This is a genomic window from Aquimarina ulvae, from assembly GCF_053613295.3.
In genome coordinates this window covers 203,998-230,123 of record NZ_JBSIBP030000001.1, presented here as the reverse complement: position 1 = coordinate 230,123, position 26,126 = coordinate 203,998, and the positions used below count along the sequence as shown (strand labels likewise).

Below are 26,126 nucleotides of genomic sequence, written 5' to 3'. Positions count from 1 at the left end.
ACTCAAATTCTGCCTTCTAAAGTATTTACATCTCAAAAATTATATAGACTTAAGCTACAAAACCTAAATAAACTATCCGTGTTTTTAGGGTGATTCGAACAAATAAATTTTGTAATTTACTCTTCAATTAACGAACGTATTACAAGTTTATGAGTGAAGAAAAAGGCAATTTAGGCGACAACATTAAAAAAGAAGCAGATGAAGCTGCTAAAAAGGTCAAGGAAACAGCAGAAAATTTCAGGGATGAAATGAAAGAAACAGTTAACAGCAACGAAAACAAAAAAATACTTGCTGGTATTCTGGCACTGGTAATTGGTGGATTAGGAATACATAAATTCATTCTGGGCTATAATAAAGAGGGTTTCATAATGCTCATTTGCACTATAATTCTGGGCACTTTAACCTGTGGACTCGCCGGATGGGTCGTTTGGGTAGTTAGCATAATAGAAGGAATTATATATCTTACCAAATCAGACGAAGAATTCTATCAAACATATCAGGCAAATAAGAAACCATGGTTCTAAAAATATAGCTAAGAGAGTAAGAAAACAATAATCTAACTTTTTTATTTAGTTTTATTATCGTAATATTGCGATATATTAATGAAAAACATGGGCATCACTAAAACTCAAATATTTGATAAACGGCAAAATGAGCTAGCTCAGTTGTTTAAAATACTAGGTCATCCGGCACGTATTGCTATACTTCAATATATCAGCAAACAAGATGCTTGTATCTGTAATGATTTGGTAGAAGAAATCGGGCTAGCACAAGCCACGATATCTCAACACCTCAAAGAATTAAAAAGTATAGGACTGCTAAAAGGAGAGATTGAAGGGAAAAGCATGTGTTACTGTATCAATATTGATCGATGGAACGAATTACAGCAAAACTTAAATACATTTTTTAATACAACCAAACAAAATTGTTGTTAGGACTACTAAAATTAATGATAATATCCATATTATGAAAACATCAGAATTTATATCTTTATTAGGAGAGCATCAAGAGAAATCGTTGCTATTCGAATATGCTCCAGGAATGTTAGTAGGTGCAAATTACCATATTACAGAGGTTAAACACCTTATTATAGACTCTGTAGATTGTGGAGCAGGAACAGACTCTTGGAAAGAAACAATAATTCAACTATGGGAAAGTCCAAGTGAATTCGGTAAACTTGATTATTTAAACGCGCATAAAGCCTTAGGTATTCTTCGTAAAGTCGGAAAAATGAAACCATATACTATGGATGCTCCTGTAAAAATTGAATATGGCAATGCCATGTTTCATACCGCTCATTTACATATCACAGGATTTACCAGCAGAGAAAGTCAGCTTATCATAAAACTTGCGGTTCAGCCTACAGACTGTAAAGCAAAAGAGACCTGTGGCGTACCTGAAACAGTCGAGGCAGAAACAGTATCTTGTGCTCCGGGAAGTGGCTGTTGCTAAATGAAACTCAAAGCCAAAATAAAACCCTTTAATCAATCAGACTGGTCTGATATTTCAAGAATCTATAAAGAAGGAATAGACACCGGTATTGCTACCTTCGAGACGACGGTTCCTGTTTGGGAACAATGGAATCGATCACATATAAAATCCTGCAGGTTAAAAGCAGTGATAAACAAGGAAATTGTAGGTTGGACTGCTTTAACTCCTATTTCAAAAAGAGAGGTGTATAAAGGGGTTGCCGAAGTTAGCATTTATATAACGTCAAAATATCAAAACTTTGGAATAGGAAAGCTACTTTTAGCGAACCTAATCGAACAAAGTGAAAAAGAAGGATTTTGGACACTGCAAGCAGGTATTTTTAGTGAAAACAAGGCAAGCATCATATTACACTCCGCTTTAGGTTTCAGAATAATTGGATATCGAGAAAAAATAGGTAAACTAAATCAAAAATGGTACGACAATACCATATTAGAAAGAAGAAGTAAAAAAATAATTTAATCACCAAAAAACCACCAGGATGAATATTTTAGTTTTATGCACGGGAAATTCTTGTAGAAGCCAAATGGCAGAAGGATATTTGAAAAATTTTGCACAAGATAATGCCACTATTTATAGTGCAGGCGTAGAAACGCACGGAGTAAATTCAAAAGCTATTGCTATTATGAAAGATGACGGCATTGATATAGCCAATCACACATCCAATAACCTAGAAGAATACTTGGATATAAATTTTGATTATATCATTACCGTTTGTGATAATGCGAAAGAAAGATGTCCGTTTTTTCCAGGTAAAGCAGAACGCTTTCATTATAACTTTTTCGATCCTTCAAAAGTAACAGGATCCGAAAAAGAAATTCATGAAGCTTTTACCAAAACTAGAAATCAAATAAAAGTATATTGTAAGGATTTTGTAGACAAAAATGTACTACAAACCATAAAAGTTAATTAAAAGGATTTTTTAATTTTCAATCTCAAATCCAGGTTTTTTATAATTTTCTGGAACATTTGAAGGCGGAACTGTTAGCATATTTCCATCTCTTACCGCATGATAATGCGGTGATAGGATTTCGATTCCGGCATGATGCAATTCATTTTTAAGATTTTCGTGTAATAACGAATAGATTACTGCAGATTTTTTAGGGTTTTTGGTGTAAGCATTGATTTCGTAATTAACATAAAAATCATCCATGCTTTTGATCAAAACAAACGGGCTAGGGTTTGACAAAATATGGTTCGTTTTTTTTAGCACCTTCAATAAGAGCTTTCAAAACTTCATTGCTCACTACATCATATCCAATAGTAACAGAAGTGTGTAGGATGATACCAACATCTTCTGTAGCATTTTTACTAAAATTTATAATATGGTTTCCTAAAATAGAAGAATTAGGAATTGTTATATCCAGGTTTTTTATAGTTTTCACTCTTGTAACTAATAGACTTCTTTCCGTAATATCTCCTATAGTTTCACCAATTTGCACTCTATCACCTACCTTAAAGGGTCTCATATAGATTATTACTATTCCCGCGACTATATTGGATATTGCAGACGTAGAACCTAATGAAAAAAGCACACCGAAAAAAATAGAAACACCCTTGAAAGCTGGCGAATTTGATCCAAGGATGTATGGAAATACGATAATGACTGCAAATGCTATAATAACCACTCTAAGCAAATTAAATGTCGGTCTTGCCCAATCTGCATGAAATCCATCAAGACGTACTGCCTCTCGTTCCAGTTCTGTTGTTACATATTTAAGGAACCGCAATAGATATTTTGTAACAAAGAAAATAACTACTATGAAAAACAAGTTGGGGATAAAGCCAATTAATCCCTCATAAATAAAAAGCAACGGCTTCTTCACATATTCCAATATTGCATCGGCATATTCTTTAGTTTGAGGGACCAAACTAAAGAAGAATGGTAAGTAAAAAATTAAAAACGTAATCCCTATCGAAATACGAAGAAGCTTGATAGCAAACTTTATGATATGACGCTCTCTTCTGGGCGTAATAAATCTAAAAAAACTGCGCTACCTTACTATTCCTGAAAAATATATTCCTTTCCTGAGAATCAGCCTTTTTTTGTAACCAACTAAAAAACTTACGTGAAAAAAAGAAAAAAAAATCCGAAAAGCGCAATTCCAAAATAAATATATTGAAGACCCAAGATATGTTATTTGTGAACGATACGTGAAGACCGCCATTTTCAGAGAAATCACTTATCCCCATTCTTAAAATATTTCTGCTCCAGTTCTGCCTGAAACTCCTCCATTACCGGTTTCACCGTACTTTCAGGCAAGTCAGCAATACGAATGTACATCAAACCATCTACTGCATTATTAAAAAGAGGATCTACATTAAATGCTACTACTTTAGCATTTTGCTTAATATATTTCTTAATTAAAACTGGTATGCGCAGACTCCCTGGTTCGATCTCGTCAATAATTTTATCAAATTTATTAAGATCACTCCTACTTTCATCAAAGACGAAATCTTTGTCGGCATCTTTCAACTTTATCTTAAACTCTTTTTTTGGTCTAACATACTGCGCTACATATGGGTCATAGTAATGCGATTTCATAAACTCTATCATCAATGACTTAGAGAAATTACTAAATTTATTGCTAATACTAACTCCTCCAATAAGGTATTTATGATCCGGAAAACGAAGTGTACAGTGTACAATACCTTTCCAAAGTAAAAACAATGGCATCGGTCGTTGCTGATACTCCTTAATAATAAATGCACGACCCATCTCAATGGATTCGCTCATCATCTTATGTAGTTCTGGCTCAAACCTAAATAAATCCTGTAAATAAAATCCATCAATACCAAAATTGGAATAAATCTCATTACCCATTCCCATCCGATACGCTCCAGCTATCTTTTTTGCTCCCGTATCCCATAAAAACATATGATGATAATAATCGTCAAACGGATCTAAATCTATAGATTGATTTGTTCCTTCCCCAATTTCTCTAAAAGTAATCTCTCGCAGTCTACCTATTTCGTGTACTACATTGGGAATCAACTCTTTTTTAGCCAGAAAAACTTCATAATTTTTACTCGCTAACAAGCGTTTATCATATTCCCGACAGTATTCTAATTCTGACTCGATAGAATTGATACTCCCTCCAGAAGCTATTTCTTTAGGTGATTTTGGTAATTTAAAGTTATGCGGAATAGACTCTCTAAGTGTCTTTTTTGCATAAGGATTAGCGAGCATGTAGGTTTTTTTTCGTAAAAAATTCGTGAAATCCTCGATCTTTTCATACTCATCCTGATCACTGACAGATACTGGGTTACCGATCCTAACTTTTATAATTCTATTTTCTTGTGAAAAAAGTTCGCTAGGTAATTTAGCTGTTCTTAAGGTATCACTTATAGAAGCCAGTTGATAAAACAATCTACTGTTTCTGGCGTGGAAATAAATAGGAATTACAGGTACTTTCGCCTTTTTTACTAATCGCATCGCTCCAGGCTCCCAAGGTTTATCAACATACTGCTTGCCATCTTTTGTTGTGGACACTTCTCCTGCAGGAAAAATCCCCAATGGTTTTCCTTCTTTAAGATGTAAAACAGCCTGTTTAACACCTGTAACACTCGATTTAGCGTTTTTCCTGTTTTCAAAAGGGTTAACAGGCATTATATATGGCTTTAATGGGGAAAAATTATGTAAAAGAAAATTTGCGATAATCTTATAGTCAGAACGATGCTCAAACATTAACTTAAGCAAAAGTATTCCATCAAGTCCTCCAAGTGGATGATTTGATAATGTTATAAAAGCACCTTCTTTAGGTAATCTTTTCAGGTCTTCTGGCGGAATTTCGAAAGTAACACCATACAGATTTAGCACCTCATTTACAAACTCAGTACCGCTAAGATGACTAATGTTATCATATTGACGATTAATCTTCGATAACCGTGTGATCTTCAGAATCAACCAGCCAACAAAAGTGCCAATAAAGCCAAGTTTATCCAATTTAAGCCCTTTGGCTACTTCCTTCGAGGTGACTACCGCCATTAAATACGTTTTGTGCTAACTACAAATATAACAAAATCATTGGATAGCATATCTTATTGTTTAGCAACCATTTGATAGGTTTCTTTAGTGCTTTGTTTAAGCAATATGTTCTTGTTTTCTTCTAAGGATTCAATAGATTCTGCATTAAAGTGTCTGATAGTAAACAAAGAGACATTCTTCTCATAGACCACCTTGAATTTTGCTTTTAAATATGGCAACAATTGTTCGAAGTGATTAAACTTATCATCCAGACATACAGAAAAACTAATTGCAGAATTCTGAATTAAATCTACTTTTAGATGATATTTGTGAAAAAGACTGAAAATTTCACTAACATTATCCTCTACAATAAAAGAAAAATCTAACGAAGAAAGTGACAGCATAATTTGGTTTTTCTTTACTATATAACAAGGCACATAAGGAACTAATCTTTGCCCTTTTTTAACAGATGTTCCTTCGTCAAGAGGATTAACGAATGATTTTACATATAAAGGGATTTCTTTTCGTTGTAATGGCTGTAACGTTTTTGGATGAATCACAGAAGCTCCGTAAAAAGCTAATTCTATAGCTTCTTCGTATGAAATTTGTGATAACAATTTTACATTATTAAAAACTCTAGGATCACCATTGAGAACGCCTGGCACATCTTTCCAGATAGACACACTATAAGCATTAGTACAGTATGCAAAAATTCCGGCGGTATAATCACTACCTTCTCTGCCTAAAGTCGTTGTGAAATTATTATCATCAGATGCTATAAAACCTTGTGTAATCGTCAAACCTTTTTTATTGACTCTTTTTGTAATGTTTTGCTGAGTAATTGCCCAATTAACAACTGCATCACGATAATCGTCATCGGTCTTAATAACATCTCTGGCATCCAACCACTTGTTTTTATAACCTTCTGAGTTCAAATACTCGCTCAGTATCGTTGTGGCAATTAACTCTCCATAACAAACAATTTGATCATACACAAAATCGTATCGTGTAGACTTATTTATTTTTAAGGTAGTTTGTAAGTCAGAAATAAGGGCATTAATCTTTTCAAAAATTGAATGTTGTTTATTTTGAAAAAGATCTTCTAGTATCTGAATATGATATTTTTTTATAAAATCTATTGAACCACTTAGTTCTTTAGTATCATTCAGATAATGATCTACAACAGTTTCCAAAGCATTGGTAGTTTTACCCATTGCAGAAACCACTATAATTATGTTAGAATCACCAACCTTTTGTAATACTCTTAATACATTTTTTACTCCATCGGCATCCTTAACTGATGCTCCACCAAACTTAAAAACCTTCATTAAAATAATAATTTAATGTTTTATTCTAATTCCAAGAGCTCTCTATTAAGTTTTTGAAACAAATACGTTTAATCCTTCTTCATCCATTTGCACCACTTGCCATCCTTCTAAAATTTTGGCACCGCTTTTAAGATAAAAATTTATAGCAGGTTTGTTCCAATCCAACACATTCCATTCTACTCTTTTTACACCTTGCTCTTTTGCATACCTCATAACCCTTTTATACAGTGCCATTCCTATACCGGTTCCTCTCTTAGATTCTCTAACAATTAGATCTTCTAAATGTACTGTTTTTCCTTTCCAGGTTGAAAACCTAAAATACACCAATGCCAAACCTACAATTTCATTTTTAGTCTGAGCAACAAAACAATGAAATAATGGTTGTTTTCCAAAACCATCCCTAACAAGTTCTTCAGTTGTAACTTCTACAGCATCTGGTTCGTTTTCAAACACCGCTAACTCTTCAATAAGTGAAAGTACTTGTGGCATATCTTTGGCCACTGCATCTCTAATTATATAGTCCATAGATCAAAAGTTTGTCAAAACTATAAAATATGTATCAGAAACCAGACAATTTTATAATCTTATGTATCGCTAGTTTAGGTTTTTATAATTCTTCAAAAAAATGACAAATTAGAAGCACGAAAACGTTATAGTTGTCTAAAAAATAATACTTTTGCACCAAATCAACGTAACCAATATGGCCGGAAAAAACCAAACCCTAGGAGAATTTATTATTGAAAACCAAAAAGATTTTCCTTATGCCAGTGGAGAACTTTCCCGATTGATCAATTCGATTCGTCTTGCTGCAAAAATGGTTAATCACCAAGTAAATAAAGCTGGTTTAGTTGATATTACCGGAGCAATCGGAGAAACTAATATACAAGGAGAAGACCAACAAAAACTAGATGTTCTAGCAAACGAAACCTTTATTAATACACTTACCAACAGGGAAATTGTTTGCGGTATTGCTTCTGAAGAAAATGATGACTTCATTACTATCAAAGGACAAAAAAGTGACCATAGAAATAATTATGTTGTTCTTATGGATCCACTTGATGGTAGTTCTAACATAGATGTCAATGTTTCGGTTGGAACGATTTTTTCCATCTACCGAAGAGTGACGCCAACAGGGACACCTGTAACATTGGATGACTTTTTGCAACCAGGTAATTTACAAGTAGCAGCCGGTTATATTATTTATGGAACTTCTACTATGCTAGTATATACCACGGGACACGGTGTTAATGGTTTTACATTGAATCCCGCTCTGGGAACTTACTATTTATCACATCCTAATATGACATTTCCTGAGGATGGAAATATTTACTCTGTAAACGAGGGTAATTATGTTCATTTTCCACAAGGAATTAAAGATTATATTAAATACTGCCAGGAAGAGAAGGAAGATCGCCCCTATACTTCCAGATATATCGGTTCTCTGGTAAGCGATATACATCGTAATATGATAAAAGGTGGGATTTATATGTATCCAAGCACATCTAAATCTCCTAACGGAAAACTTCGGTTATTATATGAATGCAATCCGATGGCGTTTATTGCAGAACAAGCCGGAGGATCAGCCATCGATGGATTCAGAAGAATTTTGGAAATCAAACCTACAGAATTACACCAGCGTACTCCTTTTATTTGTGGAAGTAAAAATATGGTAAAAAAAGCCGCCTCATTTATGAAAAAATAGTACTCATAAATACCCCTATTTCTCTAATCAATATATTCTTTACAACAAGAACTCCGAAAAGCTACTCTCTACACTTTTTTAAACTGGTTGTACTCATAAACATGTAATGGATATAAAAATAAAGAACTTTTAACATTATCCGTCTATATACCTAATTTTAGAGGTTTTTATGTTAAATTTACGTATAGCTTGTAAAACAACAACATAAATTGACCAAAAATGGCGAAAGAAAATAAGGCTGTTGAAGAAAAAGTGGCAAACGATCCTTCTTCAAAAATAGAAGCAATAAAAAACTTGATCTTCGGAGAGAATATCGCTGCCTATAATTCTGAGTTTGAGGCAGTAAAAAAGGATATCGCTGCAAAACGACAGGAACTAAGGGATTTTATCGAAGATACTAGCAAAGAATTAAATCAGGCCATTGATAATCTTAGCACTGATATAAATATCAGAATTACAGAATTAGAAGATAATCTGGCGGATAAAGTTGAAATGCTAGATGATAAAAAAGTGGATAGAAAAACATTAGGTGATCTCCTGATTGCCATGGGAGAAAAAATCAATAAGAAGTAATCCGTCCATCCAAGATTATGGAAGAGCAGGATAAACTTAAGATACTTAAAGAACTTCTTCTTACTGAGGAGAAAGAATATGCAGACTCCATTGCTAAAAAAGTTGATGCGCTCAGTAAAATCGTTTATCAGAAACAAGAACTTTCAAATAAGGTTGATCCTATCATAGATGACAAATTAGAGGAGTTTGTTCAGGAAATTCCTAAAACGTTGGGGCCAACTATTACTGCTGCTTTAAAAGAAGAAATCAAAAACTCGCAGGATGCTGTTGTAGAAGCATTGTTTCCAATCATTGGTAAAATGATCAAGAAATACATAGCTCACGAAATAAAACTATTAAGCGAAAACATCAATAAAAAAACGAGACAAGCATTTTCTTTTAAAAATTGGTTCAGACGAACGAAAGCCAGAGCAAACGGAATTAGTGACGGTGATCTGGCCCTATCGGATTATGGAAAACCAAGATTAATTCAAATGTTCGTTGTCGAAAAAGACTCTGGACTATTAATATCAGATTACAGCCCTTTACCTGATAATACAATAGACAAGGATATGGTTGCAGGGATGCTAACTGCTATAAAGAGTTTTGTAGAAGATGCTTTTCGAGGCGGGAATCAAAACTTGGAAGCTATTGAATATGAGCTATACACGATCCATGTGCAAAATTTTTATTCTTACTATATTGCCGCTGTTATTTCTGGAGCATACAATATAATGTTCAAGGAAGTGCTGGAAGATCAAATTATCGATTTTGCCCAGCATCATATTTCTAAGAAGGATTTAGAAAATAGCGAGCTTTTTACTAAAAAATTAAAAAAACATTTTGAAGATGAAATTGTCTAAAAAAGTAGTGCTTTTAGGACACTTTGGAGTTGGAAAAACGTCTTTGTTCAGGCGTTTTATTAACAACCAATTTTCTGAAGATTATAAAGTTACACTTGGGGTTCAAATTAAAAAGAAAGTAATTGAACTGCCCGATGGTCGCGAACTTTCCATGATCATTTGGGACACTGAGGGTCATACTGACATCGAAGATACCAGAAAATCCTACTTACTTGGGTCGAGTGCATTTATCTATGTATTTGACCTAACCAGGATCGAAACGTACAAGGATTTGAATGAAGACCTAGCTTATTTATCCAAAAACCACAATAAAGTAAAGATCAAAGTTATTGGTAATAAACTGGATTTGGTTAATGAAAAAGATACCATAAAGAAATTAGAACAACAGCATATTGCATTTGATTGCTTAACCAGTGCTAAGACAAATAAAAATGTGCAGGACTTCTTCCTGGATCTTGCCGAGGAAATAACAACATAAAGTGATGACATATCAAGAAAAGGTGTTGCTACATAATCAAAGAACTCAACATATTATTGTTGATCTTAATGGTATGATTAAAGAAACTGACACCAATGTATTCAAGTGGAAAGTAGCAACGTCAATATATGATGCCCATCCATTTTTTGAAATAGTAAAGAGTTTTATTGAGGTTTTTGAAAAAGAAGAAACTACATATGACTTTCCTTGTATACATCTCGAAGATACAAATCAAGAAAAAATATGCGACACTACCATTATAATAAATTCTGAAGAGGTTACTATACTTTTATTTGATTATACTTCTAAATATCATGAGCTCAATAAAATTGCTCAGCAAAAAAATGAATCAATCCTCAGAGCAAAAGAATTAGAACTTAAAAATCGGTTCCTACTTGAAAAGGAGAAATTCAAAAATAGTTTTATTTCTAATATCAATCACGAGATCAGAACCCCACTAACTAGTATTTTAGGATTTATAGAAGTTCTGGAAAAGACGAGCTTAAACTTTGAACAAGAAGAGCTAGCGAGGATTATAAAACGACAAAGCTTACACCTCAATACCTTGATTGAGGATATGGTAGATATTGCTAAAATAGAGTCTGGTAAAATTAAAATTATTGAAGAAAAGTTTCTGTTCACCAATATCATAGAAGGTTTTAAAGAAACATATTCAAAGCTGGCCGAGGAAAAAGGAATACATTTTGAAACCTATATAGACAATAATATACAGGAATATCTTATCGGTGATAGCACACGTGTTTTTCAGATTTTAAATAACATTCTCAATAATGCTTTTAAGTTTACGGAAGAAGGTAGTGTGGGGCTTTCAATAACTAAAAATTATCAACGCACCAATAAATTAAGTATCAGTTTTAAGATTACAGATACAGGACTCGGGATACAAAAAGAAAATCTTTCAACTATTTTTGACAGATTTACTCGCTTTAATGAGGACAAACAGGTGTCGGGTACCGGATTGGGTTTGGCTATTGTAAAAGATTTGGTTGACCTACTTGGTGGAGAAATTAAAGTGTCGAGCCAACCTGAAAAAGGCACAACATTCGACATTAAATTACCATTCAAATTTGAGATTACAAAATCTGCTCCCGAAAAGAAAAAGAAAAAATACAGTCTGCCCGCATCTAAAAAGAAGTTTAGGGTACTGGTAGTTGAGGATGAAGAAGCTACTCAATTTTTGATTATGAAAATATTGATTCGTCACGGCCGTTTTTTTGTAGATGTAGCAATCAATGGAGAAGAGGCTATTAATTACATCGAAAGAAGAAACTATGATTTAGTCTTAATGGATCTTAAACTAACTAAGATTGATGGTTATCAGGCAACACATATGATCCGAAATAATTATGGAGATAAGGTAATTTCTGAAGTACCTATCATTGGTTTTACTGCAAAATCGAGTCAAATAGAAAGAGACAAGTGTCTTCGGTCCGGAATGGATGACTTTATCGCCAAACCATTTGAACAAGAAGATTTACTGTACAAAATAGTAAAACAAATAGCTAAAAAAGCCGCTTCATAAAAGCGGCTTTTTTTATAGTGATTGAATTAGAAAAACTATTTCTTCATTTTTTTTATCTCTTCTACAAAAGTATCGCCATCTACTCCTTGATCAACTAAAGAAAGTGCCTTATCGACAATACCTTTAGCATTATCTGAATTAAAACCTAACCCGATGCATAGCTTTTCTAATAAAATAACTTGATCTTGTCCTTTTATTTTATCAGCATACACCATTCTTGCTAAATCAAAAAGCCTCTCTAATCGTGCATCATAACCCGTAGGAGGATTGATAGGCCGGGAAGCATAGTCCTTTAAAATTTCCTTGTAATCGTTTTCAGAAATATTAAGATTTCGAGCTAGTCGATCTAAGAATGCTTTCTCTTCATCCGTTATTACTCCGTCACTCATAGCCACTCTAACAATGGCAGCAAAATGGTCTTGATTTCGTTTTTGAAAACCACTATCAAATAAATCAGATATAGACATTATGTACTTTTTTAATTTGCCGCAAATATAACTAAACTCTTCACCTTTTAAAATTTAAAATACCAGATTTTTACAATCCTAACATATTCCTTGTAAACAGCTATAGATACTTATCTGTCAGAAAAACATCTTACCTCTTATACTTCGTAAAAAATACTTTAATAGATTATTTAAAATAAGTATAACAGTTCCTAATATTTTCAAAAACGTGCGTATGTATAAAATCTTATAATTAACTTTCTGATGTTATTTCAATTTAGGATATCATTATGAGTAAAAAGCCTTTATTAGCTTTTACCGAAAAAGGGATTTATTGTGAGGCTGCAAAGGTGTATTTGGATCCTTGGAAACCTGTAAACAAAGCCATAATCACACATGGTCATGCAGATCATAGCAGGTGGGGACACAAACAATACATTACACACCATACCAATGTTCCTATTATTAAGCATCGATTGGGAGATATTAACGTAAGTGGTAAAAATTATAATGAAACATTTTTTATCAACAATGTGAAATTCAGTTTTCATCCTGCCGGTCATATAATCGGAAGTTCGCAGATCAGAGTAGAGCATAAAGGAGAGGTCTGGGTTTTTACAGGAGATTATAAAATTGAAAATGATGGCGTGGCTATCCCATACGAACCTATACAATGTCATACGTTTATCACCGAATGTACTTTTGGCTTGCCCGCATTTAAATGGACTCCACAAACCGAAGTATTTAAAGATATCAACCAATGGTGGGCTGAAAATAAAGCTGAAGGAAAAACCTCTATTCTATTTGGATATTCTCTGGGGAAAGCACAACGTCTACTCAAATATCTAAACCCTGAAATTGGTCAAATTTTCACACACGGAGCTATAGAAAATATGACGAATGTTATACGACCGATGATTGATTTTCCTAAAACTACCCTCATTGCAAGAGACACAAAGAAAAACGACTTACTGGGGAATATTGTTATTGCTCCCCCCAGTGCTCATGGATCCCCCTGGATAAGAAAAATGGTGCCATACGTCACGGCTTCTGCCAGTGGTTGGATGGCTTTTAGAGGTGCCAGACGCAGAAGAGCTATAGACAAAGGTTTTGTGCTATCTGACCACTGCGACTGGAGTGGGTTGTTAACTGCTATTCAGGAAACAGGAGCTACTAAGATTATCAGCACTCACGGTTATACTGATATTTTCTCAAAATATTTACGAGAGCTTGGATATGATGCCCGTACCGAAAAAACTCAATATGAAGGAGAACTTGAAGAAATGGAAACCAAAAAAGAAGGTGAGGTTATAGAATGAAGTTATTTGCAGACCTGATTAAAACGCTGGACAGCACCAATAAAACAAATGTTAAAGTGGCCGCGCTAGCCTCCTATTTCGAGCAGGCACCTACAAAAGATAAGGTTTGGACTATCGCTATACTTTCTCATAGACGTCCGCCAAGACCTGTAAATACAACATTACTGAGACATTGGGCTTCTGAACTGGCCAATATCCCTCTATGGCTTTTTGAAGAATCCTACCATATCGTAGGTGACTTGGCAGAAACTATAGCTTTGGTTATCCCAGCCTCTTATGAGACCTCACAAAAAAGTTTGACCACCTTTCTAGAAGAAATTATTGCCTTAAAGAAGCAAGAGGATACCGTTAAAAAAGAATATCTCCTTCAGAACTGGAAATCTCTCAATTATTATGAACGATTTGTGTTTACTAAACTCATTACAGGAAGCTTTAGAATTGGTGTCAGCCAAAAGCTAATGACCAGAGCCCTTTCAAAAGCTACTCAGATTGACGAAGATATTTTAGCATACAAATTAATGGGAAACTGGGATCCTAATACGATTTCGTTTCAAGATTTAGTTTTAGAAGAAAAAGAATCTGATTTTCTTTCTAAACCCTACCCCTTCTATCTTGCGTATGCCATGGAAAATGAAGTTTCAGACTTAGGTAATGTTGAAGATTGGTATGCAGAACACAAATGGGATGGAATCAGAGCACAAGCGATCATAAGAAATAAGGAACTTTTTGTATGGAGTCGTGGTGAAGAACTGGTAACTGATAAATACCCGGAATTTCAGGAGTTTTTAAATCGTATACCTGATGGCACCGTCCTTGACGGAGAAATCCTACCCTTTCCGAACGGAGAAATCGGAACTTTTAATGATTTACAAACCAGAATAGGGAGAAAGAATGTCTCCAAAAATTTGCTTCAAAAAACGCCGGTAATTCTAAAGGCCTATGATATTTTAGAATGGCAAGGAAAAGATATTAGAAACCTGCCGTTTTCTGAAAGAAGAGAAATTCTAGAAAAACTTTATCATCAAATTCATCAAGCTGAGCCTATCCTATCGGCAGATGGATCAATTGAAAAACAAATCAAAACCATTCCTCTGCATCTATCAGAAAAAATGAGTTTTACTTCCTGGCAGGAAGTAGCTACAGAACGTGAACGATCACGTGACCTACATTCTGAAGGTTTAATGTTGAAAAGAAAAAATTCACCTTATTTGGTAGGTCGGAAAAAAGGGGACTGGTGGAAATGGAAGGTAGATCCTCTAACGATCGATGCCGTTTTAACCTATGCGATGAGAGGACACGGTCGCCGATCGAATTTGTTTACCGATTATACTTTTGGATTATGGAATGACGAAAAAACCGAATTGGTTACTTTTGCAAAAGCATATTCTGGTCTTACTGATACAGAGTTTAAACAAGTTGATAAGTTTATCAAAGCACACACCTTAGAACGCTATGGACCAGTACGAAGCGTAACTCCAGAATTAGTTTTTGAAATTGCTTTTGAAGGCATTGCTCTATCCAAAAGACATAAAAGTGGCGTTGCTACTCGCTTTCCTAGAATTTTACGTTGGCGGAAGGATAAAAAAATCGAACAAGCTAATTCATTAGAAGATTTGAAATTGTTGATTCCGAATGCAGTGAAAGAAATATGACACAAAAAGAACTTTTTTATATCGCTGAATCTTGGTTTATACAACAAGACTGGAAGTCATTTCCGTTTCAAAAAAACAGTTGGAAGGCTTTTTTACAAAATAAAAACGGGCTATTGAATGCTCCAACCGGAAGTGGAAAAACATATGCTTTATGGATTCCGATAGTTCTTCTGTACATTAAAAAAAACCCTGACTATAAAGTTAAGCATAAAAAAGGATTAAAGGCTATTTGGATCACTCCACTTAGAGCATTATCACAAGAAATAAAACAGGCAGCAGAAAGATTTGCCGATGATCTAGACACCCAGCTAACAGTGGGCATAAGAACCGGAGATACTTCTACAAAAGAACGAGCGGCACAGAAAAGAGCAATGCCGGACTTGTTAATTACTACTCCGGAAAGTTTACAATTACTCCTCGCCTCAAAAGGATATGATAAGACATTTAAGGACTGCTATGCCATCATTATTGATGAATGGCACGAATTATTAGGTACTAAAAGAGGTGTCCAGATCGAGTTGGCTTTATCACGATTAAAAACGATATCAAAAAACTTAAGAATTTGGGGGATTTCTGCAACTATCGGCAATCTTGATCAGGCGCAAGAAGTATTATTAGGGCACAAATCCGAGGCGCTTCAGAATTCAGTATTAATTAAGGCTAACATTCAAAAAAAAATAAAGGTAAAAAGTATTATTCCTGATACCATGGAAACATTTCCCTGGCGAGGTCATTTAGGTATTCATCTTTTGGATGAGGTGGTTCCTATTATCAAAAAAAGTACAACCACTTTGCTTTTTACCAATACCCGAAGTCAATGCGAAATTTGGTTTCAAAGAATTTTACAAAGATATCCAGAGTTTGCAGGAGAAATGGCTATGCACCACGGGAGTATTAATAAAGAAACCCGCTTATGGGTAGAACAAGCAATCCGTAATGAATCCTTAAAAGCTGTGGTTTGTACGTCTAGCTTAGACTTAGGCGTTGATTTTGCTCCGGTTGAAACCATTATACAAATTGGAGGTCCTAAAGGTGTAGCTCGATTTTTACAACGTGCCGGTCGTAGTGGACACCAACCGGGAAAAACCAGTATGATCTATTTTCTCCCTACTCATGCCATTGAATTAATCGAAGCTTCGGCCTTACAGCAAGCTGTAAAACATCAGGCAGTAGAAGATCGCACTCCTTACATTAACAGTTATGATGTATTAATTCAATATCTTACTACATTGGCAGTATCTGATGGTTTTTACCCTGCTGATATTTATCAAGAAATTAAAAGCACATTTTGTTATCAGGCTATCTCTGAAGATGACTGGAGATGGATCCTAAACTTTATTACCATAGGGAGTCAAAGTTTGCAAAAATATGATGAGTATAAAAAAGTTGAAATTCTGGAAGATGGATTGTTTAAGGTAAATAGTAGGGCGGTTGCTATGCGACATCGTCTTCAGATAGGAACCATTGTAAGTGATGCTGTTCTTATGGTAAAATATATGAAAGGAGGATATATAGGGAGTATTGAGGAGTGGTTTGTCTCAAAACTAACACCTGGTGATGTGTTTACCTTTGCAGGTAGAAACCTCGAACTAGTACGTATTAAAGAAATGCAGGTTCTCGTCCGAAAATCTTCAAAAAAAACTTCAAAAATCCCTAGTTGGATGGGCGGGCGACTAACATTAACTTCTCAAATGTCTGAATTGTTAAGAAATGAACTTTATAAAGTCTCTCCACAAAGTACGCAACCGTTATCAGTAGAGTTAAAGGCACTATCACATATTTTTGAAAGACAACAATTAGAAAGTATTATACCTGGATCTGATGAGTTTTTGATCGAGACATTTAAAACAAGAGAAGGATACCACGCTATCTTCTATCCTTTTGAAGGTCGCTTTGTTCATGAAGCCTTAGGAAGCCTGTTAGCATATCGCATTAGTTTGCTCTCTCCTATCTCATTCTCCATCGCTTTTAATGATTATGGTTTTGAGTTATTATCCGATCAAGAGATTGATATACAACAAGTAATTGATAATGATCTTTTTACAACCTCTCATATGCATAGCGATCTTCAGAAGAGTTTAAATGCTACAGAAATGGCACGACGTAAATTTAGGGATATTGCAGTCATATCAGGCATGGTCTTCACTGGTTATCCCGATAAAATGATCAAGAGCAAACACCTGCAATCAAGCTCACAATTACTGTTTGATGTTTTTAAGGATTATGAGCCTGAAAATCTATTGTTTCAACAGGCTTTTATAGAAACATTTGAACATCAGCTGGAAGAAGGTCGCCTTCAAAAAGCCTTGGAAAGAATAGAAAACCAGACAATAGTTTGGAAATCATGTAAAAAAGCTACTCCTTTCTCATTTCCCATTATTACTGATCGATTACGAGAAAAATTATCCAGTGAAAAGTTAGAAGATCGTATCAAAAGGATGGTTGCTATTCTCAATAAAAGGTAGCCACTGAGATCAATTGATATATAATTACTTTTGATGTATTCTAGTAGAAGCATACTTTTGAAAAAATAATGACGCAACTAATAACAATACATCAGCAATCATTCATACTACATCCTTGTGGGGTTGTTTTTTGGAAAGAGAGAAATATACTATTAATCGCAGATGTTCATCTGGGCAAAATTTCTCATTTCAGAAAACACGGGAGTGCTGTTCCTTCAAAAGCAATATTAAAAAATTTTGAACAACTGGATACCGTTATTGACTTTTTCAATCCAGATACTATATGTTTCCTAGGAGACCTGTTTCATAGTTATATAAATACGGAATGGAATCTTTTTACATCTTGGAGAAATGATCAAGAAGCCAAGATTATTCTTATCACCGGAAATCACGACATCATTTCTGAGCACAAGTATGAAAAATTAGGGGTAACCACCGGTACAGAATTAATTCTTGATGATTTTTTATTGACTCATCATCCGGAGGAAAGAGAAAGTCTATTTAACTTTTGTGGGCATATTCACCCTGGTATACGACTACAGGGACTCGGAAAACAGAGTATAAAATTACCTTGTTTTTTCCTGAAACCCAATCAAATGATTATACCTGCTTTTGGAGAATTTACCGGTATTTATATTCTGGAACCTGCAGAAAATGATAAAGTTTTTGCCATGACCGATAAAGAAGTTATTTTAGTATCTCACTAAAATCATCGTATGCAACTTCAAAAACATCTTTTTGATCTATCCCCAGAAATAATATATCTCAACGGAGCCTATATGTCTCCGCAATTAAAATCAGTGACTGAAGTAGGTTTACAATCCGTTAAGAAAAAAGCACACCCTAACGAAATTTTACCAAAAGATTTCTTTACTCAAAAAGAAACGCTAAGACAACGTTTTGCTACGCTGATTGATGCTCCTGATTACAAAAACACCGCCATCATTCCTTCTGTATCTTATGGAATTGCTAATGCCGCTAATAATATTCCCATCAAAAAAGGAGATGAGATCATTTTAGTTGATGAACAGTTTCCTAGTAATGTTTATATATGGCAAGAAGTTGCAAAGAAATATGAGGCAATCATCAAAATAGTTAACCCACCAAAAAGCTTCCAAAACCGTGGAAAAGTATGGAACGAAAATATATTAAAATCTATTACAGAGAATACTGCAGTTATAGCATTACCCCACGTTCATTGGGCTGATGGAACTTTATTTGATCTTAAGGCAATTCGGGAAAAATCAAAAGCAGCACGGGCGATGTTAGTTATTGATGGAACCCAAAGTGTTGGTGCTTTACCATTTTCTGTACAAGAAACTGAACCTGATGCGCTGATTTGTGGTGGTTATAAATGGTTATTAGGTCCATACTCAATTGGAATGGCGTATTACAGTGATGCTTTTAATAACGGCACACCAATCGAACATAACTGGATGAATCGATATAACAGTGAAGATTTCTCTGGTCTTACAAATTATGAAGATCGATATAAGGAAAAAGCAGCGAGGTATTCTGTTGGAGAATCCAGTAACTTTATATTAACACCCATGATGATTAAAGCTATCGAACAGCTAATCAAATGGCAACCAAAAAATATTCAGAAATATGCAAAGGGTATTTCGAATCGTACTGTTCAAAAACTTAGAGAATTAGGTTGCTTTGTAGAAGATGACTACTACAGAGCACATCATCTCTTTGGAATCTATCTTCCAAAAAACATAAATGACGAGGAGTTAAAAACCAAGCTAAAAGAAAAACAAATCTTCGCTTCGTTTCGTGGCAATGCAATCAGGATATCTTGTAACCTCTATAATACAGAGGGTGATTTTGATAAACTAATAAGCTGCTTTTGATTGGAACAATGATTAATTCGTTTACGTTAAACCCTGTAAAAAAATACCCCTAATTTTAAAATAGGAATAATAATTTTATGAAAAAAACATTAGCGTTACTCAATACTATATCTGTTCTGCTTGTAATCGGTATAAACTATGTTTCACAAACGCTACGTTTTAATAACACCACAGTAGGCGAAGTCAGCAAAATACATGACAACCTTTTTACACCCGCCAATTATGCCTTTAGTATATGGATAGTGATATTTGCAGGCCTTATCGCCTATTCTATTTATCAAATTCGAAATGCTTTTTTTAAACCGGAAAAATCCGAATACATCCTGCAAACAGGATATTGGTTTTTTATTGCAAATCTATTAACTGGCTGCTGGGTTCTTGTATTTACATATGAATATATTGGTTTATCTGTATTAGTAATGCTGGGTATTGTATTCTCTTTAAGTAAAATTGTAATCAATACAAATATGGAGCGATGGGATGCGCCGATAGGTGTTATCGTATTTGTTTGGTGGCCCATTTGCCTGTATATAGGATGGATTTCTGTGGCTACTATAGCTAATTTTTCTATCTATCTTACTAAAATTAATTGGCAAGGACTTGGTTTGTCCGATACTACCTGGACCATCATTATGGTTATTGTAGCTGTTTTATTAAATCTATTGATGATTATTAAAAGAAATATGCGAGAGTTTGCTATGGTGGGTGTTTGGGCTTTAGTTGCAATTTATATAAGACACCACGGCGATTATAATAATATAGCATATTCTGCACTATCCGGGGCTATGATATTAGTAATAGCTGCTGGTATTCATGGATTTCTAAATCGCGCTACTAATCCTGGAAAAAAACTGATGGAACGGTTTAAGTAGAATTTTGCTAGAACATATATTGAATATCTCCTGCCCAACTTGGGTATGTGAAAATCATATCTTTAATCTCTGAAATTGTCATTTTATTATACATCGCCATTGCAAAAAAGTTAATTACTTCGCCTGCTTCAGGTCCTACTAGGTGAGCTCCTAGAATTCTACCCGTATCATTTTCTACAATGGTTTTGTAAGCATAAATTTTCTCATTAATTCGTTTTGCATTATAAAAACCCGAAGCATCTCTGTTAAGAATTTCTACGTTATTGCCTAATTTTTTTGCCTGCTGTTCAGACAATCCAACAGAAGCAATATTGGGCAATGTAAATGCAACAGAAGGAGTTTCTGGAAACTCAGCTTTCTTATGGTTACCATAACGTATATTATGAGCTACGATTTTTCCTTCACGAGATGAAAAAGGAGTTAATGGTAACGCATTATCCGAGATATCACCACAAGCATAAACATCCTTATTAGTAATATTTTGTAAGTATTTATCTACGTTGATCCCTTTATTTGAAAAAGAAATATTACCATTTTCCAATGCCAAATTATCAAATGAAGGCACTCTTCCTGTAGTATTAAAAATGACTTCTGCTTTTACTTCTTCATCCTTTCCATCCAAATGATAGTATACTCGTTTATTTTTTCTTAATTCTTCAATTTTGGTAACCTTAGCATTAAAAATAAAGTTGATCCCTATATCCTTAGACGCTTTAATTATATATGCAACCATATCCTTGTCAAAAACAGATAATGGTCTATCTCCTGATTCTATGACAGTAACCTCAACTCCAAACCTTGCTGCCATATGGGCAAATTCCATTCCTATATAACCTCCTCCGATAAAAATCATAGATTTAGGTAGTTCTTCTAATGTTAGAAAATCATCGCTTAACGAAGTTAATGAGCTACCTTCTATGTCCAAAGGTTTTGGTGTTAATCCTGAGGCAATTACTATTTTTTTAGCTTTTATTGTTTTTCCTTCTACAGAAAGCGTATTGGTATCTATAAATTTTGGTGATTGATGGTATAACGTGATACCAAGATCGCATAGTTTATCCTCTGTACTCGGTGGAACAGCATCAGTAAATTCGCGTACAAACTTTTGTATTTCTTTCCAGTCTAACTCTGGTAGCTGAAAAACACCTAAGTTGTATACGCTTTTCGATCTTTTTACTATTTCGGTGAAACCAAGGATCACTTTTTTTGGATCACACCCGCGATTTGCACAAGTCCCTCCAAATTCTCTTTTATCAGCAATTCCTACTGTATTCCCATTTTTTATACAAGCCTTTGCGACAGTTTGCCCAGCAATCCCGCTTCCAATCACAAATACATCAAACTCCTTAATCTCCATGAAAATTTTCTGATTTATTTTATTTGTTTTAAAATAGTTTCAAAATACCAAACAATGAAGTATTTTTTGAATGCTTTAAAGAATATTTAGCACTTAATCACTATTAACAGGTTTGTCATAACTAAAAGAATGATAGTATATTTGTCTAAAATTATTGCTACGTGAGTCAAACCTTAATCACGCAAACTTTTGCACAGTCTCCGCTATTGCAGAAACTGGGAAATGCTATTGCTCAATCTGAAAGCAAAACCCATCTGCAAGGCCTTACCGGATCATCATTATCTTTTGTCATCGAACACGCTTTTAAACAAGTTGACAAACCTTTTCTATGTGTTTTAAATGACAAGGAAGAAGCTGCTTATTACCTTAATGATCTAGAACAATTATTGGGTGATAAAAATGTATTGTTTTATCCTGGTAGTTATCGCAGACCCTATCAAATAGAAGAAACCGACAATGCCAATGTTTTATTACGAGCAGAAGTTCTAAACAGGATCAATTCTCGTAAGAAACCTGCATTGATTATTACCTACCCCGATGCCTTGTTCGAAAAGGTAGTCACCAGAAAAGAGCTCGAAAAAAACACATTGAAGATCGGGATTGGAGATACATTATCACTCGATTTTGTAAACGAAGTATTATTTGAGTATCAATTTCAAAGAGTAGATTTTGTAACCGAACCTGGTGAGTTTTCTGTTCGCGGTGGTATTGTTGATGTATTTTCATTTAGTAACGATGAGCCTTATCGTATAGAGTTTTTTGGCGATGAAGTAGACAGTATCAGAACCTTCGATGTCGAAACACAGCTGTCTACTGATCAAATCAAAAAGATTTCGATCATCCCCAATGTAGAAAACAAAGCTATGCAAGAAACTCGTGAGAGCTTTCTAAAATATATCACTTCTAAAACAGTGGTTTTTACAAAAGATATTGACTTATTATCTGCAAGAATTGATAAAAATTTTGAAAAAGCCAAGGAAGCGTTCAAAACTCTTTCTAAAGATATTAAACATGGAACTCCGGATGAGCTTTTTGCTTCTTCAGAATTAATTAAAAAACAGTTGCTAGATTTTACCTTAGTAGAAATTAGTAACAGACCTGTTACCAAGGCTGATTATTCAATTAAATTTAATACCAAACCTCAACCATCTTTTAATAAACAATTTGATTTACTGATACAGAATCTGAATGAAAATCAAGAAGACGGGTATAAGAACTATATTTTTTGTGTCAGCGAACAACAAGCCAAACGTTTTCATGATATTTTTGATGATGCAGATCTAGATGTAAAACAATACGAAACTATTGTTTTCTCAGCCTATCAAGGATTTATTGATCACGATCGAAAGATTGTATGTTACACGGATCATCAGATTTTTGAGCGTTATCATAAATTTAGTTTAAAAAGTGGCTATGCAAAAAAACAAGCGATCACCTTAAAAGAACTTACGAACCTAGAGGTTGGTGATTATGTGACTCATATTGATCATGGAATAGGAAAATTTGGCGGACTTCAAAAAATCGATGTCGAAGGAAAAAAGCAAGAAGCTATCAAATTAATTTATGGAGAAAGAGATGTCTTATACCTCAGTATTCATTCACTTCATAAGATTTCAAAATTTAATGGAAAAGATGGCAAACCGCCACAGATATATAAGCTTGGTTCTAAAGCCTGGAAGACACTAAAACAAAAGACTAAAGCAAGAGTAAAACACATTGCTTTCAATTTGATCCAGTTGTATGCAAAACGAAAATTACAGAAAGGTTTTCAATACAATCCAGACAGTTACTTGCAACACGAACTAGAAGCTTCTTTTATTTATGAAGACACTCCTGATCAGAGTACCGCCACAGAAGACGTTAAGGCCGATATGGAGAGTGAAAGACCGATGGATCGATTGATCTGTGGCGATGTAGGTTTTGGTAAAACTGAAGTTGCGATAAGAGCAGCTTTTAAGGCAGTAGATAACGGAAAACAAGTGGCAATACTTGTCCCTACCACTATTCTAGCATTTCAGCATGCTAAAACGTTTAGAGAACGTCTCAAAGATTTTCCGGTAGTGGTAGATTATGTTAATCGTTTTAGAACAGCAAAGCAAAAAAGAGAAACATTAGAAGATCTTGCGGCTGGTAGAGTAGATATCATTATTGGAACCCACCAATTAGTCAATAAAAATGTAAAATTCAAAGATCTTGGATTACTTATTATTGACGAAGAACAAAAGTTTGGTGTTTCGGTAAAGGATAAATTAAAAACCATTAAAGAAAATGTCGATACACTTACGTTAACTGCTACTCCAATCCCGAGAACGTTGCAATTTAGTTTGATGGCAGCACGCGATTTATCTACAATTACTACGCCTCCACCAAACCGATACCCTATTGAAACCCACGTGATTCGATTTAGTGAAGAAACTATCAGGGACGCAATTAGCTATGAAATCCAAAGAGGTGGTCAAATTTTCTTTATCCATAACCGAATAGAAAACATTAAAGAAGTTGCCGGAATGGTACAGCGCCTCGTTCCTGATGCCAAAGTAGGTATTGGTCATGGGCAAATGGAAGGCAAGAAATTAGAAAGTCTTATGCTCTCTTTTATGAATGGAGAATTTGATGTGTTGATTTCTACTACCATTGTAGAAAGCGGATTGGATGTCCCTAATGCTAATACTATTTTTATTAATAATGCTAATAATTTTGGTCTTTCTGATTTACACCAAATGCGAGGTCGTGTGGGTAGAAGTAATAAAAAAGCTTTTTGCTATTTTATTACACCTCCATATTCTGCTATGACCGATGATGCCAGAAAACGAATTACCGCGTTAGAACAGTTCTCTGAACTGGGTAGTGGTTTTAATATCGCTATGAAGGATCTGGAAATTCGTGGTGCCGGAGATTTATTAGGTGGCGAACAAAGTGGCTTCATCAATGAAATTGGTTTTGATACTTACCAAAAAATCCTGAACGAAGCTATTGAAGAACTTAAGGAAAATGAGTTCGCAGAGCTATATGAAGATGAAACAAAGGAAAAGGTGTATTTAAAAGACACTCAAATTGATACAGATTTTGAACTGCTTTTTCCGGATAGCTATATAAACAATATTACAGAACGGTTAAATCTATATACAGAGCTTAACAATATTAAAGATGAAAATGAACTTCAGGCATATGAGAACCGTTTAATCGATCGTTTTGGCGAATTGCCAGATCAGGCAATAGATCTTTTAAACTCAGTTCGCATTAAATGGATTGCTACTTCTTTAGGAATTGAAAAAATTATCATGAAACAAAACAAAATGATTGGGTATTTTATTAGTGATCAACAATCAAGTTTTTATCAAAGTCCTGCATTTTCTAAAGTTTTACAATTTGTACAACAAAACCCAGGTAAATGTAAAATGAAAGAGAAAAATACCAGAAATGGATTGAGATTATTACTTACTTTCGAAAGTATTCATTCTATTAACAAAGCTCTCGAGGTGTTACGACCCCTAAAGTTTGAGACAAATGAATAATAGATTCCGAAATACATATACGTACAATCGTTAAATAACCGTTACAGTAGAACAAAAAAATTAAATTCCATTCGGCTACACAAAAGTGCATTTCGTCGACAGTTTAACTATCGTTGGCTTTCAAAAAATTATAAAGTAGTTTTTATTTTTAATTTCATACCAGATTACAAGAATAAAACCAACTTAGATTATGGATAGAAAAGAAAAATTCAGTTTTCTGAAGAGACCTTTACTTTTGAAACTCAACAACAAAGATAATCAGGCCTTTCAGCGTTTACCTAGTCATAAACTTTATGTACTCAATTATTCTTATATCAAAAGAAGATTTATAGAAGAAATAGAAAATTATAAAACCTGTCCGGAATTGATTGATATTAATGAGTTTTCAATGAACTATTCTTTTGGTTATCATTTCAGTAATAACATCGATAACCTATACAGTAAAGAAGCGATGTACATCGAAGTTAAACGTTTCCTTAAAAATTTAAAAGTTAAGGTATAAAAACTTTTAAAAGTCCAGACGCTGCATGCCTAAATCCTTTATAAAGTTATAGTATCTAAAAATTACACATAGATACTATAGAATAATTCTTATATTTCCTACTCGAAAAATAGACTAAAAAACCTTCTGAAACCTTTATGATGCTTATAATGTCAGGTTAATGACGGGTCAAAGTCAAATCTAAAAATTTGAGATTGCATCTCTTCCAACTAATATTGCTG

General features: G+C 34.3%; 25 protein-coding genes. 18 read left to right on the top strand and 7 right to left on the bottom strand.

The genetic code is table 11. From position 1 onward, the window contains the following. The first annotated feature begins 149 nt into the window (after nucleotides 1-149). From ACWGOQ_RS01105 to ACWGOQ_RS01085, 5 genes are all read left to right on the top strand, one after another. On the top strand, nucleotides 150-524 hold the full coding sequence (locus ACWGOQ_RS01105) for a TM2 domain-containing protein (RefSeq protein ID WP_452056705.1): 375 nt from the start codon (nucleotides 150-152) through the stop codon (nucleotides 522-524). Nucleotides 525-611: 87 nt separating this feature from the next. After that, entirely contained in the window at nucleotides 612-935 is a 324-nt protein-coding gene (locus ACWGOQ_RS01100) for an ArsR/SmtB family transcription factor (RefSeq protein ID WP_452056704.1), read from the top strand. A gap of 31 nt (nucleotides 936-966) precedes the next feature. Further along, on the top strand, nucleotides 967-1,452 hold the full coding sequence (locus ACWGOQ_RS01095) for a DUF6428 family protein (protein WP_452056703.1): 486 nt from the start codon (nucleotides 967-969) through the stop codon (nucleotides 1,450-1,452). After that, nucleotides 1,453-1,950 carry a GNAT family N-acetyltransferase gene (locus tag ACWGOQ_RS01090; RefSeq protein ID WP_452056702.1) on the top strand — a complete coding sequence of 166 codons (498 nt, stop codon included), beginning with the start codon at nucleotides 1,453-1,455 and terminating at the stop codon, nucleotides 1,948-1,950. 19 nt (nucleotides 1,951-1,969) lie between these two features. Further along, nucleotides 1,970-2,401, top strand: a complete 432-nt coding sequence (locus tag ACWGOQ_RS01085) for an arsenate reductase ArsC (RefSeq protein ID WP_452056701.1) — start codon at nucleotides 1,970-1,972, stop codon at nucleotides 2,399-2,401. Between the two features lie 9 nt (nucleotides 2,402-2,410). On the opposite strand, the gene ACWGOQ_RS01080 is transcribed toward ACWGOQ_RS01085, so the two are convergent. The 5 genes from ACWGOQ_RS01080 to ACWGOQ_RS01060 all read right to left on the bottom strand — a co-directional run bounded on the left by ACWGOQ_RS01080 (nucleotide 2,411) and on the right by ACWGOQ_RS01060 (nucleotide 7,308). Next, entirely contained in the window at nucleotides 2,411-2,677 is a 267-nt protein-coding gene (locus tag ACWGOQ_RS01080; protein WP_452056700.1) for a hypothetical protein, read from the bottom strand. Then, nucleotides 2,664-3,359 carry a mechanosensitive ion channel family protein gene (locus ACWGOQ_RS01075; RefSeq protein ID WP_452056699.1) on the bottom strand — a complete coding sequence of 232 codons (696 nt, stop codon included), beginning with the start codon at nucleotides 3,357-3,359 and terminating at the stop codon, nucleotides 2,664-2,666. Before ACWGOQ_RS01075 ends, ACWGOQ_RS01080 begins: the two co-directional genes overlap by 14 nt. A gap of 308 nt (nucleotides 3,360-3,667) precedes the next feature. Further along, on the bottom strand, nucleotides 3,668-5,476 hold the full coding sequence (locus tag ACWGOQ_RS01070; RefSeq protein WP_452056698.1) for a lysophospholipid acyltransferase family protein: 1,809 nt from the start codon (nucleotides 5,474-5,476) through the stop codon (nucleotides 3,668-3,670). A gap of 53 nt (nucleotides 5,477-5,529) precedes the next feature. Then, a complete protein-coding gene (locus tag ACWGOQ_RS01065) occupies nucleotides 5,530-6,783 on the bottom strand; it encodes an aspartate kinase (RefSeq protein WP_452056697.1) in 1,254 nt (417 codons plus the stop codon). A gap of 45 nt (nucleotides 6,784-6,828) precedes the next feature. Then, nucleotides 6,829-7,308, bottom strand: coding sequence for a GNAT family N-acetyltransferase (locus ACWGOQ_RS01060; RefSeq protein ID WP_452056696.1), 480 nt, complete (start codon nucleotides 7,306-7,308; stop codon nucleotides 6,829-6,831). 175 nt (nucleotides 7,309-7,483) lie between these two features. Between ACWGOQ_RS01060 and fbp the strand changes: the two genes are divergently transcribed. The 5 genes from fbp (at nucleotide 7,484) to ACWGOQ_RS01035 (ending at nucleotide 11,921) form a co-directional block, all read left to right on the top strand. After that, the gene (gene fbp / locus ACWGOQ_RS01055; protein ID WP_452057199.1) at nucleotides 7,484-8,485 is read left to right on the top strand and encodes a class 1 fructose-bisphosphatase; all 1,002 of its coding nucleotides are present in this window, start codon (nucleotides 7,484-7,486) and stop codon (nucleotides 8,483-8,485) included. 219 nt (nucleotides 8,486-8,704) lie between these two features. After that, nucleotides 8,705-9,058: a fructose 1,6-bisphosphatase gene (locus ACWGOQ_RS01050; protein WP_452056695.1), complete on the top strand. Its 354-nt coding sequence runs from the start codon at nucleotides 8,705-8,707 to the stop codon at nucleotides 9,056-9,058. Nucleotides 9,059-9,075: 17 nt separating this feature from the next. Beyond that, on the top strand, nucleotides 9,076-9,900 hold the full coding sequence (locus ACWGOQ_RS01045; protein ID WP_452056694.1) for a cell envelope biogenesis protein OmpA: 825 nt from the start codon (nucleotides 9,076-9,078) through the stop codon (nucleotides 9,898-9,900). Continuing rightward, nucleotides 9,887-10,378, top strand: a complete 492-nt coding sequence (locus ACWGOQ_RS01040) for a Rab family GTPase (RefSeq protein ID WP_452056693.1) — start codon at nucleotides 9,887-9,889, stop codon at nucleotides 10,376-10,378. Before ACWGOQ_RS01045 ends, ACWGOQ_RS01040 begins: the two co-directional genes overlap by 14 nt. A gap of 4 nt (nucleotides 10,379-10,382) precedes the next feature. Then, nucleotides 10,383-11,921: an ATP-binding response regulator gene (locus tag ACWGOQ_RS01035; RefSeq protein WP_452056692.1), complete on the top strand. Its 1,539-nt coding sequence runs from the start codon at nucleotides 10,383-10,385 to the stop codon at nucleotides 11,919-11,921. A 35-nt stretch (nucleotides 11,922-11,956) separates the two neighbouring features. Here the strand turns inward: ACWGOQ_RS01035 and ACWGOQ_RS01030 are convergent, their stop codons facing one another. Beyond that, complete coding sequence (locus ACWGOQ_RS01030; protein WP_452056691.1) at nucleotides 11,957-12,388, bottom strand: TerB family tellurite resistance protein; 432 nt, start codon at nucleotides 12,386-12,388, stop codon at nucleotides 11,957-11,959. A gap of 269 nt (nucleotides 12,389-12,657) precedes the next feature. On the opposite strand from ACWGOQ_RS01030, the gene ACWGOQ_RS01025 reads away from it, so the two are divergent. The 6 genes from ACWGOQ_RS01025 (at nucleotide 12,658) to ACWGOQ_RS01000 (ending at nucleotide 20,531) form a co-directional block, all read left to right on the top strand. After that, nucleotides 12,658-13,686, top strand: coding sequence for a ligase-associated DNA damage response exonuclease (locus tag ACWGOQ_RS01025; RefSeq protein WP_452056690.1), 1,029 nt, complete (start codon nucleotides 12,658-12,660; stop codon nucleotides 13,684-13,686). After that, nucleotides 13,683-15,338, top strand: coding sequence for an ATP-dependent DNA ligase (locus ACWGOQ_RS01020; protein ID WP_452056689.1), 1,656 nt, complete (start codon nucleotides 13,683-13,685; stop codon nucleotides 15,336-15,338). Before ACWGOQ_RS01025 ends, ACWGOQ_RS01020 begins: the two co-directional genes overlap by 4 nt. Beyond that, a complete protein-coding gene (locus ACWGOQ_RS01015; protein WP_452056688.1) occupies nucleotides 15,335-17,803 on the top strand; it encodes a ligase-associated DNA damage response DEXH box helicase in 2,469 nt (822 codons plus the stop codon). The genes ACWGOQ_RS01020 and ACWGOQ_RS01015 overlap by 4 nt, the downstream gene beginning before the upstream one ends. A gap of 68 nt (nucleotides 17,804-17,871) precedes the next feature. Beyond that, nucleotides 17,872-18,510, top strand: a complete 639-nt coding sequence (gene pdeM / locus ACWGOQ_RS01010) for a ligase-associated DNA damage response endonuclease PdeM (RefSeq protein ID WP_452056687.1) — start codon at nucleotides 17,872-17,874, stop codon at nucleotides 18,508-18,510. Nucleotides 18,511-18,519: 9 nt separating this feature from the next. Further along, complete coding sequence (locus tag ACWGOQ_RS01005) at nucleotides 18,520-19,659, top strand: aminotransferase class V-fold PLP-dependent enzyme (RefSeq protein ID WP_452056686.1); 1,140 nt, start codon at nucleotides 18,520-18,522, stop codon at nucleotides 19,657-19,659. A gap of 77 nt (nucleotides 19,660-19,736) precedes the next feature. Further along, on the top strand, nucleotides 19,737-20,531 hold the full coding sequence (locus ACWGOQ_RS01000) for a TspO-related membrane protein (protein WP_452056685.1): 795 nt from the start codon (nucleotides 19,737-19,739) through the stop codon (nucleotides 20,529-20,531). 7 nt (nucleotides 20,532-20,538) lie between these two features. On the opposite strand, the gene ACWGOQ_RS00995 is transcribed toward ACWGOQ_RS01000, so the two are convergent. After that, nucleotides 20,539-21,888: a dihydrolipoyl dehydrogenase family protein gene (locus tag ACWGOQ_RS00995; RefSeq protein ID WP_452056684.1), complete on the bottom strand. Its 1,350-nt coding sequence runs from the start codon at nucleotides 21,886-21,888 to the stop codon at nucleotides 20,539-20,541. 161 nt (nucleotides 21,889-22,049) lie between these two features. Here ACWGOQ_RS00995 and mfd point away from each other — a divergent pair, with 161 nt between their 5' ends. Together mfd and ACWGOQ_RS00985 are read left to right on the top strand one after the other, a co-directional pair. Beyond that, nucleotides 22,050-25,403: a transcription-repair coupling factor gene (mfd, locus tag ACWGOQ_RS00990; RefSeq protein WP_452056683.1), complete on the top strand. Its 3,354-nt coding sequence runs from the start codon at nucleotides 22,050-22,052 to the stop codon at nucleotides 25,401-25,403. A 190-nt stretch (nucleotides 25,404-25,593) separates the two neighbouring features. Next, entirely contained in the window at nucleotides 25,594-25,905 is a 312-nt protein-coding gene (locus ACWGOQ_RS00985) for a hypothetical protein (protein ID WP_452056682.1), read from the top strand. Nucleotides 25,906-26,126 lie beyond the last annotated feature (221 nt).

Excerpts from the sequence above, each read along its gene's own strand:
- ACWGOQ_RS01105 (WP_452056705.1), top strand. The coding sequence starts at position 150 with ATGAGTGAAGAAAAAGGCAATTTAGGCGACAACATTAAAAAAGAAGCA.
- ACWGOQ_RS01100 (WP_452056704.1), top strand. The coding sequence starts at position 612 with ATGGGCATCACTAAAACTCAAATATTTGATAAACGGCAAAATGAGCTA.
- ACWGOQ_RS01095 (WP_452056703.1), top strand. The coding sequence starts at position 967 with ATGAAAACATCAGAATTTATATCTTTATTAGGAGAGCATCAAGAGAAA.
- ACWGOQ_RS01090 (WP_452056702.1), top strand. The coding sequence starts at position 1,453 with ATGAAACTCAAAGCCAAAATAAAACCCTTTAATCAATCAGACTGGTCT.
- ACWGOQ_RS01085 (WP_452056701.1), top strand. The coding sequence starts at position 1,970 with ATGAATATTTTAGTTTTATGCACGGGAAATTCTTGTAGAAGCCAAATG.
- ACWGOQ_RS01070 (WP_452056698.1), bottom strand. The coding sequence starts at position 5,476 with ATGGCGGTAGTCACCTCGAAGGAAGTAGCCAAAGGGCTTAAATTGGAT.
- ACWGOQ_RS01065 (WP_452056697.1), bottom strand. The coding sequence starts at position 6,783 with ATGAAGGTTTTTAAGTTTGGTGGAGCATCAGTTAAGGATGCCGATGGA.
- ACWGOQ_RS01060 (WP_452056696.1), bottom strand. The coding sequence starts at position 7,308 with ATGGACTATATAATTAGAGATGCAGTGGCCAAAGATATGCCACAAGTA.
- fbp (WP_452057199.1), top strand. The coding sequence starts at position 7,484 with ATGGCCGGAAAAAACCAAACCCTAGGAGAATTTATTATTGAAAACCAA.
- ACWGOQ_RS01050 (WP_452056695.1), top strand. The coding sequence starts at position 8,705 with ATGGCGAAAGAAAATAAGGCTGTTGAAGAAAAAGTGGCAAACGATCCT.
- ACWGOQ_RS01045 (WP_452056694.1), top strand. The coding sequence starts at position 9,076 with ATGGAAGAGCAGGATAAACTTAAGATACTTAAAGAACTTCTTCTTACT.
- ACWGOQ_RS01040 (WP_452056693.1), top strand. The coding sequence starts at position 9,887 with ATGAAATTGTCTAAAAAAGTAGTGCTTTTAGGACACTTTGGAGTTGGA.
- ACWGOQ_RS01035 (WP_452056692.1), top strand. The coding sequence starts at position 10,383 with ATGACATATCAAGAAAAGGTGTTGCTACATAATCAAAGAACTCAACAT.
- ACWGOQ_RS01030 (WP_452056691.1), bottom strand. The coding sequence starts at position 12,388 with ATGTCTATATCTGATTTATTTGATAGTGGTTTTCAAAAACGAAATCAA.
- ACWGOQ_RS01025 (WP_452056690.1), top strand. The coding sequence starts at position 12,658 with ATGAGTAAAAAGCCTTTATTAGCTTTTACCGAAAAAGGGATTTATTGT.
- ACWGOQ_RS01020 (WP_452056689.1), top strand. The coding sequence starts at position 13,683 with ATGAAGTTATTTGCAGACCTGATTAAAACGCTGGACAGCACCAATAAA.
- ACWGOQ_RS01015 (WP_452056688.1), top strand. The coding sequence starts at position 15,335 with ATGACACAAAAAGAACTTTTTTATATCGCTGAATCTTGGTTTATACAA.
- pdeM (WP_452056687.1), top strand. The coding sequence starts at position 17,872 with ATGACGCAACTAATAACAATACATCAGCAATCATTCATACTACATCCT.
- ACWGOQ_RS01005 (WP_452056686.1), top strand. The coding sequence starts at position 18,520 with ATGCAACTTCAAAAACATCTTTTTGATCTATCCCCAGAAATAATATAT.
- ACWGOQ_RS01000 (WP_452056685.1), top strand. The coding sequence starts at position 19,737 with ATGAAAAAAACATTAGCGTTACTCAATACTATATCTGTTCTGCTTGTA.
- ACWGOQ_RS00995 (WP_452056684.1), bottom strand. The coding sequence starts at position 21,888 with ATGGAGATTAAGGAGTTTGATGTATTTGTGATTGGAAGCGGGATTGCT.
- ACWGOQ_RS00985 (WP_452056682.1), top strand. The coding sequence starts at position 25,594 with ATGGATAGAAAAGAAAAATTCAGTTTTCTGAAGAGACCTTTACTTTTG.